A 13917-nucleotide genomic window follows, 5' to 3' on the forward strand; every position below is an offset into this window, starting at 1 on the left:
TGTTCTCGTGCCCAACACACCCGCTGCGAAGACATGGGTTGGCCGAATTGCCTGGTCATTGATTCGACATCCCATGAAGAGTCATAGTTTCCCCGCGAAGAGCGAGCGATTGATCACTCGCGAAGAGCTCCTGCGCTTCAGTCACTGAGCGTTGCTCACGGCCGTCGTCCGCGTGTCGGACGGCCGACATGCGGTGTTCGCCGTAATCGTTATCGACCTGTAACCAGGGCCGGTGGATGCGGTAGCCGAATCTGACTGGGGAGTAGATGGGGTTGAACCGACTTCGTCCGGCAGTCCTCTTGGCATGCATCGTCGTCGTGCTGGGGAATCGGGCACCTACTCAGACCGCCTGCGCCGCGCCGTCGACCGCGGAGCACCTGTGCGCGACGTATCCCGTGGATCTACTCAAAGATCCCATCATGGCGACGCCGCTCTCGGATCATGTGCAGGAGTTTCTTTGAGGGAATGACACAGATCATCAATGGTGGGATGGCAGGTTGGCAGTCGCGGGATGATTACTACAATTTCGCTAGGCGAGTACTCGGGGTGCCGTCTCCTGGCCCGTATCCGCAGCGTCCCGAAGAAAGACACAAAGGCTACTGATCGTGTCTCGCTGGTTGAAGTCGCTGGTCGGCGTGCGGTGTTGATACGTGCGATCGCAGCCGTCGTCCTAGTGGCCTTAGCCGCTGGATGCGGCACAGACGAACCCGCGCAGGTGACGAAGACGCCACAGGGTGTCGAGGCTAAGACTTTTGTGTTCCAGACCCAGACGTCGATTGGCGTCGCACGCGGTGGGGCGATAGCGGCTGAACTTCACGGAGGCGCCGCTGAGATCGGCGACCCGATTCGGTTGACCACAAATCACCGCTATGCCTACTGGCTTGGAGATTCTGGCGTCTCCGTGGTGGACACGCGTAATCTGGAAAGGCGTGTAATCCCCTGTAACGGACCTTGTCTCGGATTTCCTTCGCCGGTGATGCCGATAGGTGACAGTTTGGTCGGGGGCTTCGATGCAGGCGAAGATGATCACCAGGAGAGCGAGCGTGACACTACGTCCGCGTTCGTGCGCGCGCTGGACCTAAGTGCGATCGATCCTCAGATCAAAACGATCGGATCAATGCCCCTGCTGTCCCCCCACCCCGCACAACACAACGTTGCTCCGTACACCTTCTATCTGGACGCGGCGAATGGGATATACGCATTTCTAGACGCGGTCAACTATCGACCTTCGAGGCCTTGGGAACTCGCTCAAACGCTTTGGTTCTCACGACTCGACGGATCGATACTCAAGCTCGGAAACTACGCCTTTGGTAGCCGAAATGATGTTTGGGGCGCGATGAGTCCGGACGGCGCAAGTTTCGTCATGGGGGGCGAGGACCCGAGTGACAGCAAGACGGGTGCTCATTGCGGACATCGTGAGGTCGACATGATCGACACAGCCACCGGTGCCAGGACCGCGATCAGTCCGGCGGATCCGGCCGCTTCTAAGGATGTTGAGTATCGAGTTTCCCGGGCCTGGTGGGGTACCGACGGCACTCTCTACGCCAACTACCAACAGGCGAATTGTTCGGAGAAGTCGTCGGCGGGGGCACCTCCAAGCGTGTGGGCCTATCGTGCGGGCAGATGGTCTCGCGTGGAGACCCAGGGGCCCGCAATATTCGCGCTCGAACTCGGCAATGGCGCCCGGGCTGTTGTTGTGCCTAAAGCTGCGATTCCCGACGGGCAGGCGGCATGGGTCGATATGACGAAAGGGACGTTGTACTACCTGAATGGTCAGGGCCAGCGCACCTGGATCGCAGATGACGTGGTTGGCTTGGCAGATCTCCCCGAACGTTGAACCTGGTAGCTGAACCCGCCTAGCCCCGCGCCGTCAGAACCTGCGGACCGCTCTCGGTGATGGCGATGGTGTGTTCGGAATGTGCGCCGCGGGAACCGTCGGCCATCCTCAGCGTCCACCCGTCCGGATCCATGGTGAGTCGATGGGTCCCGCGCCCAAACCACGGCTCAAGCGCCAGGGTCAGACCCGGCTCCAGCTTCATGCCGCGTCCGGCCTGCCCCTTGTTCGGAACATGAGGATCCTCATGCATGGTGCGCCCGAGGCCGTGCCCACCGAAATCGGTGTTGATGCGATACCCGGCGCCCTCGGCCACGTCGGCGACGGCCGCCGAGATATCGCCGAGCCGCCCACCGGGCTGAGCGGCTGCGATCGCCGCGTCTAGCGCGATCCGCGTGCTCTCGATCAGCCGCACATCTTCGGGATCAGGGGTCCCGACGATCACGCTCACCGCGGAGTCGGCCACCCAGCCGTCGATGCTCACCGCGAAATCCATGCTCAGCAGATCGCCATCGGCCAGCACGTAGTCATGCGGAAGCCCATGCAGCACGGCGTCATTCACCGACAGGCAGATGACGTTGCGGAACGGTCCGCGCCCGAATGAGGGGGAGTAGTCCCAGTAGCAGGACACCGCGCCCCGCTCGGCAACCATGTCGCGCGCCCGAAGTTCCAGATCGAGCAGGTTCACGCCCGGCGCGGCCAGCGACGACAGCTCGGTCAGTACCGAACCGACGAACTGGCCGGTCACGCGCATATGCGCGATCTCTGCGGGTGACTTCAACTCGATCACGGCGACCTCCAGGACGGTATTTAAATACCACCTTAGGGCTTCCGGTATTTAAATACCAAGACTAAAGTCGTGAGCATGGTTCGTCAGCCGCTCACCGCCGAACAACTCGCCGCGGGTAAGCGTCTGGGCGGACTGCTGCGGGCCGCACGCGGTGACCGGCCGCTCGATGACGTCGCCCACGCTTCGGGAATCTCGCCGGAAACACTGCGCAAGATCGAAACCGGACGACTCCCGACACCAGCGTTTGGGGCCGTCGTCCAGCTGGCCGCAACCCTGCGTCTGGACCTCAACGACGTCGCGGATGCATGGCAGGACGAGACCAAGATCGTCGCCGCGTCCTAATGGCGCGGCGGCCGTAAAATCGGCCGGATGCACAGCTGGGGTGGGGACAAGCGGCTGCCACGTACCGTCGTTCTGAGCACGCTGGTCGTCGCGGTCATCGCGATGGTGGTGCACAACCGCCTCGTTCCGTTCCAGACGTCCTTCTTCGGACTGACCGAGAACGGCTATGACCTTGAGACCTATCGCGCCGCGGTGCGCGGCCTCTGGGATGGCAAGAGGTTGTACGAGGCTCCCGCCCTCAACAAGGCGTGGTTCGTCTACCCGCCGTTCGCGACGCTGATTCTCGCGCCGCTCGCGGGGGCCTCGTCCGTCGTCGCGAAATGGGCGCTGCTCACCCTTTCCCTTGCGGCCCTGGCGCTTACCGCGTGGCGCATCCTGCGTCTGGTCGGTGTCCGTGCGGGCACCCGGCTGGCTTTGGTGAGTGCCGCGCTCGCGGTGATAGCCATCGATGTCGAGCCGGTGCAGGCCACCCTTTGGTGGGGCCAGATCAACATCCTGCTCATGGCGGTGGTGCTTCTCGATCTGTTGAGTCCGGCGCAGGCCCGGTGGCGCGGTATCGGGCTCGGTCTCGCCATGGGCATCAAGCTCACGCCGCTGATATTCCTGCCGTATCTGCTACTCACCCGGCAGTGGCGTGCCTCGGGTGTCGCCGCGGGAACATTCGCGGCGACCGCCGCGCTCACCTGGCCGCTGTTCCCGCGCGACAGCGCATGGTTTTGGAGCCATCTGGGCGACACGGCGCACATCAGCCGCATCGATCACCTGGCGAATCAGTCGATCAACGGGTTCCTGGCGCGGTACTTCTTCCCGCATGCGCGCCCGGAGTGGATGTGGATTGCCTTGAGCCTCTTGGTGCTTGCCGCAGGGCTCGCTGTCGCGGTCTGGGCGCATCGCAGGGGAGAACCAGTGCTGGCACTGGTACTGGTGGGCCTCACCGGTTGCGCGGTGTCGCCGTTCAGCTGGGCGGCGCACTGGGTGTGGTTCGCTCCCGCGTTCTTCTGGCTCCTGGCGAAAGCGTGTACGACGCCCGCGCCATGGAACCGTGGTTGGGTCTACCGCGCGGCGGGACTCTTCGCGATGACCTTCATGTGGACCCTGCATAGGCCGGGGCCCGGACACAGCACCACCTATTTCAGCGGGGTGTACTGGAACTTCCTGGACCTGCGGCCGTTTTGGGTAGGCCAGCTGATGAGCGGGTGGTACCCGTTGGTGTTCTTGTGCTTCACGGTCGGCGCCGCCGGGTGGCTGCGGCTGAGTACGCCACGGGCGCGGGACGAACTGGACGAACTTTCGATGCTGTCGGCGGAGATCGAGGACTACCCCCCGGAAAATCGCGATGAGGAGCTCGCGCTACGCGCCTAGAGTCCTGAACATGGACCCCGTCGCAGCCCTGCGTGAAGTCGCCTATCACAAGGAGCTCGGCCGCGAGGAATCGCGCCGGGTGATGGCCTACCGCAAGGCCGCGGACGTCATCGCGGGTCTGAGCCCCGAGGAGCGAGAACGCCACGGCATCAACAAGACTTGGAAAGGTCTTACCGGGCTGGGGCCCAAGACGGCGACCGTCGCCGCCGAAGCCTGGGCAGGCAAGGTCCCGGCCGCACTCGAACAGCTGCGTGCCGCCAAGAAGAGCACCGGCGGCGGCAGCATGCGGGCCGCGCTCAAGGGCGACCTGCACCTGCATTCCAACTGGTCTGACGGCTCGGTGCCGATCGCCGAGATGATGAGCACCGCCAAGGCGCTCGGCCATGAATACTGCGCGCTCACGGATCATTCGCCTCGCCTGCGCGTCGCCAACGGCCTCTCTGCCGAGCGGCTGCGCGCCCAGCTGAAGGTCATCGACGAGCTGCGAGATCAGATGGCGCCCATGCGAATCCTCACCGGTATCGAGGTTGATATCCTCGACGACGGTGCGCTGGATCAAGACCCCGAGCTCCTCGACCAGCTCGATGTCGTCGTCGCCAGCGTGCATTCCAAGCTCGCGATGGATTCGGCCGCGATGACGCGCCGCATGATTGCCGCAGTCACCAACCCGCGCGTCGACGTGCTCGGGCATTGCACCGGACGGCTGGTGGAGGGGGAGCGAGGCACCCGCGGGGAGTCGAAATTCGATGCCGCAGAGGTATTCCGGGCCTGTCGTGACTCCGGAACCGCTGTCGAGATCAACTCCCGGCCCGAACGCCGGGACCCGCCGCGCCGGCTGCTCGACCTCGCATTGAACATCGGCTGCGACTTCTCCATCGATACCGACGCGCACGCCCCGGGCCAGCTGGAGTTCTCCGGGTACGGATGCGAACGCGCCTTGGAGGCCGGCGTTCCGGAGGAACGGGTGATCAACACCTGGCCGGTCGAGCAGCTCCTGGCCCGGACCCAGGAAGGCCGCTAGCCGCCTATTGACACTTTGAACACATTCGCGCAAAGTGTTCAAACGTGAAGCTGGTGAAGACGGCGGGCCCGCGCGGTGAGGTCCCCGAACCGATCGTCGCGGCCGTTGCGCAGACCCTGGTCCGCTCCGGAACCCAACGATTCAGCCTGTCGGCGGCCGCCGATCAGGCCGGTGTTTCCCGTGGAACCATCTACAACTGGTTTGGCGGCAAGAAGGAAGCCATCGACGTCGCGGTTGGCTTCATTGCGGGCGCGTTCATCGAACTGTTCGCCGGGGCCGTGAGCGCCAAGACCACGCTCGCCGAGCAGGTCGGCGAGGCCGCGGTGCGCATCAGCGATCACCGGGCCTGGTCGGATCGTTTGGACCCCACGCTGCATGTGTCCAACGTGCTGGAACTGGTGCTGGACGAGTGCGGGGATGACCTGATGCGCCGGTCCGTCGAATTCTGGGTTCCCCAGGTCGAAGCCGCCCGGGAACGCGGGGAGATTGGGGAAGACGTCGACGCCACCGAGGCGGCAGAGTGGATCATGCGGACGCTGATGAGCATCGAGGTGCTGCCCGCGATCTCCGTCGATCTGAAGAACCCGGACGTGGTGCGGGACTATTTCTCCCGGTTCATCCTGCGCGGGCTGGCATGAGCGACGTCGACTGTCAGGTCGCGATCATCGGCGCCGGCCCTGGTGGTATCGCCGCCGCCCACTACTTGCTGGAACGTGGCATCGACGATTTCGTCATCCTGGATCGAGCCGACGACTTCGGCGGCACTTGGCGCGACAACACCTATCCGGGCCTCGCCGTCGATATCCCGGTGCTGTTCTACCAGTTGAGCTTTGCGCGTACCGGACGGTGGAACAAGCTGTTCGCCGACGGTGCCGACATCCAGCGCTACCACCTTGCGGTGGTGGATGACCTGGGTATACGCAAGCACTTCCAGGGTGACAGTGCCGTTACCGCGGAACACTGGAATGAAGACGATGACCACTGGGAGCTCACGATCGCCGGGAAACCCGACATCCGGGCTCGGTACGTCATCAGCGCGGTCGGCGGATACATCGACACCAAACCCGGCCCGGACATCCCCGGTCTCGACGATTTCCGCGGCAGGACCATGCGGCCCAACGCGTGGGATCACTCCTACGACTACGCAGGCAAGCGGGCGGCGGTGATCGGGACGGGCTCCAGTGGCATTCAGATCGCGCCCGCGGTCGCTGAAACGGCGGCATCCGTCACCACTTTCCAGCGCACCCCGGCATGGATTATTCCTAAACCCAACCCGGATCTGTCGCCGCGTGTGCAGCGGATCCTGGGCGCGCCGTTCATCCTGACACTCGTCAACGCGCTGGTGGTTGCATCGATGGATGTCGCGGAGGCCGTGCTGTTTCATCTCCTGCCACTGCTTCCGGAATCGATGCTGCGCGTACTGATTCCGCGTTATGACGCGATGGCGCGACGCTGGTATCGGAACCTGTTGCGAGACACCGTTCGAGATCCCAAACTACGCGACGCCCTGATGCCCGGCTACGGGATCCTGGCCCGTCGCACCATCCTGTCCAACGACTTCCTGCAGGCAGTGGACGCGGGCACGGTGCGGCTGGTCACCGAACCCATCGTGCGGATCACCGAGACCGGCATCGAGACTGCCGACGGCGCGCACCACAATGTAGATCTCTTGGTGCTGGCCACCGGGTATGAGATCTACACCGACCCGGAGCACTATCGGTCGGGAACCGTTCAGGGCCGGGGCGGATTCGACCTCGGTGAGTACTACCGCGACCACGAGATGCGAACCTACGGCGGCTCGGCGCTGCCCGGTCTGCCCAACCGGTGGGTGCTGGTGGGGCCCGAGGGCAACCAGGGGCAGGGCTGGCACGCCATGGTGGAGGCCAATGCGCGCCATGCCGCCCGGATCATCGCCGCCGCTGGGCGGGGTGTCGCCGAAGTGACGCAACCTGCCTTCGACGCATGGGTGCGCCGGATGGCGCGCCAGAGCAAGGCGATCCGGCTGTACGCCACCGACTGCCAACCCCCGCTGAGCACCTACTTCGTGAACTCCAAGGGTGAGGCCCGGTACTACCGGCCGCAAACGGTGAGTGAAATGAACTGGTTCTCAAGGCATTCCCCGATCTCCGACTACTCCTTCCGTCCCGTGTCTACCGAAGCAAAGGCGTCCTCGTGATCCAAAATCAGACAAATCAGCCCGATAAGCCGCTCGCCGGGCGCGTCGCCTACATCACCGGCGCCGCGCGCGGTCAGGGGCGCGAGTACGCGTTGCGACTCGCCAAGGACGGCGCCGACATCGTCGCCATCGATGTGTGCGAAAAGGCCTCGCCGTACCTCCAGTACCCGTCGGGATCGACGGAGGACCTGGACCAAACGGTCGCCGCTGTGCGAGAACTCGGACGAGAGATCATCGCGGAGCGCGTGGACGTACGCGATCTAGCCGGCCAGCAGAAGGTGATCGGAGAGGCGATCAACCGGTTTGGGCGGCTGGATGTCGTCGTCGCCAACGCGGGCATCGCCAACTGGTGCCGCGTGTGGGAACTCGAACCCGAACAGTGGCGCGATGTCATCGACGTCAACCTGACCGGCGTGTGGAACACCATCAAGGCGGCCGTTCCCGCCATGATCGACGCCGGTAATGGCGGCTCCATCATCACTATCAGCTCCTCGGCCGGCATCAAGGCAGTACCGGGCTGCGGCCACTACTCCGCGTCGAAGTTCGGTGTTGTCGGACTCACCAACTCACTCGCAATTGAGTTGGGGGAGTATGGTATTCGAGTAAACTCGGTGCATCCGTGGGCCACCAACACCGCGCTGGCGGAAGACCGGACGATGGTTCCGATCCTCGAACAGCACCCCACCTTCCTGTCCAGTTTCGGCCCTTCGCTCTATGACAACGACCGGTTGATCGAGCCCGCGGAGATAGCCGAGGTAGTCGCCTGGCTCGCCGGCGACGCATCCGGCGTGATGACCGGCGCGCAGGTTCCCGTCGACAAGGGGTATCTCAAGCGATGACCGCATGTCCCTTCGCGCCCGGATTCGACTTCACCGACCCGGACCTCATTCAGCGGCGCATTCCCGTCGAGGAGTTCGCGTACCTGCGCAGGACCGAGCCCATCTGGTGGAACGCCCAGCGGCGAGGAGTGGCCGGATTCGATGATGACGGCTACTGGGCGGTCACCAAACACGCTGATGTTAAAGAGGTCTCGCGCCTCAGCGAGGTTTTCTCCAACAGTGCAAACACCACGGTGGTGCGCTACAACGAGGACATCACCGCCGAGCAGCTCGATATTCAGCGCGAGAACCTACTCATCGACATGGACGAACCCAAGCATCGCATTCTGCGGCGCATCGTGTCCCCGCTGTTTACTCCCAAGGCCGTCAACGGATTACACGAACGGCTCGTCGAACGCGCCAAGGGCATCGTGGAGCTGGCCGCCGAAAAGTCCAGCGGTAATTTCGTTTCCGATATCGCCTCGGTGTTACCCATGCACGCCATCGCCGACCTCGTGGGCATTCCGGAGGCCGACCGTCAGCAAGTGCTGGACTGGACTAATCAGATGTTCGCCTACGACGATCCGGCCATCGGCAAAGACACTGCCACCACCGCCACGGTCTCCATGTTGGGCTACGCGTATGCGATGGCCGAAGAACGCCAAAAGAATCCGCAGGACGACATCCTTACCGGGCTGGTTCAGGGCGCCTACGACGACCGTGCGCTGACCCCGCTGGAATTCGCCTACTTCGTCATTCAGCTGATGGTCGCGGGCAACGAAACCTCGCGCAACGCCATTACTCACGGCGTCCTTGCCTTCGCCGACAATCCGGCGCAATGGGAGCTGTATCGGCAACGCCGCCCGCAGACCACCGCCGACGAAATCATTCGTTGGGCCAGCCCTATCATCGCCTTCCAGCGCACCGCGCTGCAGGACGTCGAGCTCGGGGGAGTGCAGATCCAGCAGGGGCAGCGCGTCGGAATGTTTTACGCCTCCGCCAATTTCGATGAGGAGGTGTTCGACGACCCGTTCACCTTCAATATCGAGCGTGACCCGAACCCGCACCTGGCGTTCGGTGGCCATGGGATCCACTACTGCCTGGGCGCGAATCTCGCCCGGCTGGAGATCGGCATCATGTTCGAAGCCATGGCCGACAGGCTCCCAAATCTGATGCCGACCGGGGAGCCCACCCGGTTCCGGTCGGGCTGGATCAACGGCGTGGTGTCGCTGCCCGCGAGTTACGTCGGCTAGTCCGGTGCGAAACCGCTACGCGGGTATCCCGTTCACCACCCCGACGCCCGAGATCACTGCCGCTCTTGAGGACGTCAGCGTTCCTACGCTGCTGCTTTCGCTGGTTCACATCACGGGGGACCCGCGATACATCCACGAGTTCAAGCAGGCCGCCACCTTCCTCAACGAGGTCCAGGGCTTCATGTCCGAGGAGGACAAGGCGCGAGTGCGGGCACTGGCACTGGACGCGATCATCGAGTACCGCGACCGCGGCTGCCCAGAGCCGGTGCCGCTGACGGCCGAGCTGGTTCGCGAAATGATGAATTGGGCTGCCTGCGAGGAGGTGCCCGACTGTTACCTGCCTCTGGTGCTGGAAGAGCTCGATCTGGAGGGGGCCGATCCGCGCCGCGCCACTCCGCTGGAACCGAGCCACACAGCGGAGCTTCCCGTCGTTGTCATCGGCTGCGGGGAATCAGGGATCCTGGCGGGCATCAGACTTGCACAGGCCGACATCCCCTTCACCATCATCGAGAAGAACGCCGGACCAGGCGGAACATGGTGGGAAAATGCATATCCCGGCGCCCGCGTGGACGTCGCCAATCACTTCTACTGCTACAGCTTTGAGCCGAGTGACGGCTGGAGCCACTACTTCGCCGAACAGCCGGAACTACGCGACTACTTCCAGTCGATGATCGACAAGCACCGGCTGGGCAAGCACGTACTGTGGGAGACCGAGGTTGAGTCGGCCGCCTGGGATGAGAACGAAGCCCGGTGGACAGTACGGCTTCGCGCCAAAAGTGGGGAGATACAAGAGCTTCGAGCCCGCGCCGTCATCAGCGCGGTGGGCCAGCTCAACCGCCCAAACATCCCGCCCTTCGAAGGGGCCGGCGCCTTCACCGGGCCGGCGTTCCACTCCGCGCGCTGGGATGGCTCGGTAGATCTCACCGGCAAGCGGGTCGCGCTGATCGGAGCGGGCGCCAGCGGATTCCAGATCGCCCCCGCCATCGCCGAGACCGTCGAGCACCTCACGGTGTTCCAGCGCACCCCGCAATGGATGTTCCCCAACGCCATGTACCACGACCGGGTCGAAGACGGGGTGCGGTGGGCCATGAAACATCTGCCGTTCTACGGCCGCTGGTACCGGTTCCTGCTCCTGTGGCCCGGTGCCGACAAGGGACTCGATGCGGCCGAAGTCGATCCCGAGTACCCCGACCAGGACTATGCGGTCAGCGCGATCAATGCTGCCGCGCGAATGATGTTCACCGACTGGATAACCCGGCAGGTCGGCGAAGACGGTCAGCTACTGGCGCAGGTACTGCCCGACTACCCGGCCACCGGTAAACGCACGCTGCAAGACAACGGCAGCTGGTTGCGAACACTGAGCCGCGACAACGTCGAGTTGGTGCGCACACCCATCGAACGAATCGAGCCAGACGGAATCGTCACCGCGGACGGCGCCGTCCGCCCCATCGACGTGATCGTCTACGCCACGGGATTCCGCGCCACCGAGGTGCTGTGGCCGATGCGCATTGTGGGCCGCGACGGTGTGGAGCTGCGCAGCATGTGGGGTGACCGGCCGTACGCGCATCGCGGCATCACGGTGCCGGGGTTCCCCAACTTCTTCATCATCTACGGGCCGGGCACCCACCTGGCCCACGGTGGGAGCCTGATCTTCCAGTCCGAACTGCAGATGCGGTACATCGCGCAATGCCTGGAACGGCTGGCCGGCGATAGCGCCCTGTCGATGGAACCGGCGGAGCAGCCCGCGGCCGAGTGGCACCGTCGCACGCAGGATCAGATCAAGAAGATGGTGTGGTCGCACCCGGCCATCGAGCATTCCTACTTTAAGAATGACGACGGCGAGATCCACACCGTCAGCCCCTGGAGACTGCCCGAGTATTGGCACGCTGTGCGGCGACCGGACTGGTCGGAGTACGTGTTCACCGCAGTCAATGCGCCCTGACCTGCGGCGGCGCTTGCATATTGTCGGCGCGATCGCAAGGGCTAACTTTACTTTTCTCGCCGATCCGTAAGCGGTAGCATCGCGGCATGTCCGAACACTTTGACGTGCTCATCGTCGGCGCCGGCCTCTCGGGAATCAGTGCCGCCTGGCACGTCCAGAACCGCTGCCCCTCCAAGACCTACGCCGTGCTGGAGATGCGCGACGACATGGGCGGTACCTGGAATCTTTTCAAGTACCCGGGCATCCGCTCCGATTCGGACATGTACACCCTGGGCTTCCGGTTCTCTCCGTGGAACGACAGTCGCACCCTGGCCGACGGGCCGTCGATCCTCGACTACGTCCACAAGACCGCCGCCAACGCGGGCCTCGACGGCCACATCAAATACCGGCACAAGGTCGTCGGAACCGCATGGTCCAGCGCGGACCAACAGTGGACCATCACCGTGGAGAACGACGGCAAGACCGTCGAGTACACCTGCAACTACCTGTTCTGCTGCAGCGGCTACTACAACTACGACCAGGGTTACTCGCCGGAGTTCCCCGGCGCCGACGATTTCAAGGGCACCATCGTGCACCCGCAGCATTGGCCCGAGGACTTGAACTACAAGGGCAAGAAGGTCGTGGTAATCGGCAGTGGTGCCACCGCGGTGACCCTGGTCCCGGCGATGGCCGACGACACCGAACACATCACCATGCTGCAGCGCTCACCCACGTATATCTTGTCGCTGCCCAACGAGAACCCGATCATCAACGGTCTACGAAAGGTGTTGCCCACCAAGGCGGCCTATCCGGTCGCGCGCTGGCTCAACATCGGTCAGCTGATCTTCAGTTACCAGGCCAGCCGCAAATTCCCGCGGGCGGCGCGGCGAATCATCATGGCGCAGGCCAAACTCCAGCTGCCTAAGGGTTACGACTACAAGAAGCACTTCGGCCCCAAGTACAACCCGTGGGATGAGCGCCTCTGTGTGGTACCCAACGGCGACCTGTACAAGACCATCCGTAAGGGCAAAGCCGAGATCGTCACCGATCACATCGAGACCTTCGACGAGACAGGCATCAAGCTCAAGTCTGGCAAGCACCTCGACGCCGATATCATCATCACCGCAACGGGTTTGAACCTGCAGATCTTCGGCGGCATCATCCCGTCCATCGATGGCACCCCGGTCGACCTACGGGACTTGACGGTGTACAAGGGCGCGATGCTGACGGGCGTCCCGAACATGGGCTTCACAATCGGCTACACCAATGCGTCCTGGACGCTCAAGGCCGACCTGGTGTCCGAGTATGTGTGCCGCCTGCTGAACTACATGGACGAGCATGGTTACACCACGGCCGTGCCCGAGCTCAACGACCCGACGGTGGAACCGTTGCCGTTCATGGAATTCACCCCCGGATACGTGTTGCGCGCCCTGGAAGAGCTGCCGAAGCAGGGCTCCAAGCACCCGTGGCGGCTCAAGCAGAACTACGCGTACGACGTCGGGATGATGCGGCGCAGCCGGATCACCGAGGGCATGCGCTTCGGCAAGAAGAAGACGGCCGTCGTCGCCGCCGCGGACAAGGAAGCTGTCAACACCTAGGTGACCGAGCTCCGCACGGAGATTCGAGAGGCAGTAGCGGTACTAACGCTGCACGGACCGACGACGCGCAATGCCTTCACCACCGAGCTGGGCCGCCAGCTCGGTGCCGCGTACCGGCGGCTCGATGACGACCCCGCAGTGCGCGTCATCGTGCTTACCGGCACCCCACCGGCGTTCTGCAGCGGTGCAGAGATCTCTGCTGGCGCGGAAACATTTGCCGCCCCGAGCAATCCAGAGTTCTCGGCCTCTCCGGTGCGGCCCACCGCATTCGAACTGAACACCCCGGTGATCGCCGCGGTGAACGGTCACGCCATCGGTATCGGGATGACGCTCGCCCTGCATGCAGACATACGCATCCTCGCTGAAGAGGGGCGCTACGCCATACCTCAGGTGCGATTCGGGGTGGCGCCGGATGCCATGGCGCACTGGACGTTACCGCGCCTGGTGGGAACGGCCGTGGCGGCAGAACTACTTCTGACCGGAGCTCCCTTTTCGGCACAGCGCGCCGTGGAGACCGGACTGGCCAATCGGTGCCTGCCCGCGAGTCAAGTCCTCGACGCCGCGTTGGTGATGGCGCGCGATATCGCGACGAACGTGGCGCCGCAATCGGCAGCGCTCACCAAGCGGCTGCTGTGGGACGCGCAGACGAGGGGAATGTCGGCGGATGCCGTCGCCGAGAGGGAGACGACCGATCACCTGCAGCTCATGGGGTCGGCGGATGCGGTCGAGGGCCCGCGCGCATTCAGGGAAGGTCGCGCCCCGCGTTGGCGTGCTCGCTCGCACCACGATTAGGGCTCGTCAC

General features: G+C 63.9%; 13 protein-coding genes. 12 read left to right on the forward strand and 1 reads right to left on the reverse strand.

The features are described 5' to 3' along the window. Positions 1 to 266 precede the first annotated feature (266 nt). Together FZI91_RS17115 and FZI91_RS17120 are read left to right on the forward strand one after the other, a co-directional pair. A complete protein-coding gene (locus tag FZI91_RS17115) occupies positions 267 to 461 on the forward strand; it encodes a hypothetical protein (RefSeq protein WP_155940280.1) in 195 nt (64 codons plus the stop codon). A gap of 656 nt (positions 462 to 1117) precedes the next feature. Continuing rightward, positions 1118 to 1837 carry a hypothetical protein gene (locus FZI91_RS17120; protein ID WP_239001791.1) on the forward strand — a complete coding sequence of 240 codons (720 nt, stop codon included), beginning with the start codon at positions 1118 to 1120 and terminating at the stop codon, positions 1835 to 1837. A 19-nt stretch (positions 1838 to 1856) separates the two neighbouring features. On the opposite strand, the gene map is transcribed toward FZI91_RS17120, so the two are convergent. Continuing rightward, positions 1857 to 2624, reverse strand: a complete 768-nt coding sequence (gene map, locus FZI91_RS17125) for a type I methionyl aminopeptidase (RefSeq protein WP_162526188.1) — start codon at positions 2622 to 2624, stop codon at positions 1857 to 1859. A 75-nt stretch (positions 2625 to 2699) separates the two neighbouring features. Here map and FZI91_RS17130 point away from each other — a divergent pair, with 75 nt between their 5' ends. The 10 genes from FZI91_RS17130 (at position 2700) to FZI91_RS17175 (ending at position 13907) form a co-directional block, all read left to right on the forward strand. Next, positions 2700 to 2966, forward strand: coding sequence for a helix-turn-helix transcriptional regulator (locus FZI91_RS17130; RefSeq protein ID WP_155940282.1), 267 nt, complete (start codon positions 2700 to 2702; stop codon positions 2964 to 2966). Between the two features lie 27 nt (positions 2967 to 2993). Then, a complete protein-coding gene (locus FZI91_RS17135) occupies positions 2994 to 4328 on the forward strand; it encodes a glycosyltransferase family 87 protein (RefSeq protein WP_155940283.1) in 1335 nt (444 codons plus the stop codon). Positions 4329 to 4338: 10 nt separating this feature from the next. Then, entirely contained in the window at positions 4339 to 5349 is a 1011-nt protein-coding gene (locus tag FZI91_RS17140) for a PHP domain-containing protein (RefSeq protein ID WP_155940284.1), read from the forward strand. Between the two features lie 44 nt (positions 5350 to 5393). Continuing rightward, on the forward strand, positions 5394 to 5987 hold the full coding sequence (locus FZI91_RS17145; protein ID WP_162526187.1) for a TetR/AcrR family transcriptional regulator: 594 nt from the start codon (positions 5394 to 5396) through the stop codon (positions 5985 to 5987). Beyond that, positions 5984 to 7525 (forward strand): NAD(P)/FAD-dependent oxidoreductase, encoded by a 1542-nt coding sequence (locus tag FZI91_RS17150; RefSeq protein WP_155940285.1) that lies wholly within the window; start codon positions 5984 to 5986, stop codon positions 7523 to 7525. The genes FZI91_RS17145 and FZI91_RS17150 overlap by 4 nt, the downstream gene beginning before the upstream one ends. Then, on the forward strand, positions 7525 to 8364 hold the full coding sequence (locus tag FZI91_RS17155; RefSeq protein WP_162526204.1) for a mycofactocin-coupled SDR family oxidoreductase: 840 nt from the start codon (positions 7525 to 7527) through the stop codon (positions 8362 to 8364). Before FZI91_RS17150 ends, FZI91_RS17155 begins: the two co-directional genes overlap by 1 nt. Next, the gene (locus tag FZI91_RS17160; RefSeq protein WP_155940287.1) at positions 8361 to 9596 is read left to right on the forward strand and encodes a cytochrome P450; all 1236 of its coding nucleotides are present in this window, start codon (positions 8361 to 8363) and stop codon (positions 9594 to 9596) included. The genes FZI91_RS17155 and FZI91_RS17160 overlap by 4 nt, the downstream gene beginning before the upstream one ends. Before the next feature lie 4 nt (positions 9597 to 9600). Next, a complete protein-coding gene (locus tag FZI91_RS17165) occupies positions 9601 to 11538 on the forward strand; it encodes an NAD(P)/FAD-dependent oxidoreductase (RefSeq protein WP_162526186.1) in 1938 nt (645 codons plus the stop codon). An 86-nt stretch (positions 11539 to 11624) separates the two neighbouring features. Next, positions 11625 to 13115, forward strand: a complete 1491-nt coding sequence (locus FZI91_RS17170; RefSeq protein WP_155940288.1) for an NAD(P)/FAD-dependent oxidoreductase — start codon at positions 11625 to 11627, stop codon at positions 13113 to 13115. Continuing rightward, on the forward strand, positions 13116 to 13907 hold the full coding sequence (locus FZI91_RS17175) for an enoyl-CoA hydratase/isomerase family protein (protein ID WP_162526185.1): 792 nt from the start codon (positions 13116 to 13118) through the stop codon (positions 13905 to 13907). Positions 13908 to 13917 lie beyond the last annotated feature (10 nt).

The sequence above is a fragment of the Mycobacteroides sp. CBMA 271 genome, assembly GCF_009729205.1.
Classification (GTDB): domain Bacteria; phylum Actinomycetota; class Actinomycetes; order Mycobacteriales; family Mycobacteriaceae; genus Mycobacterium.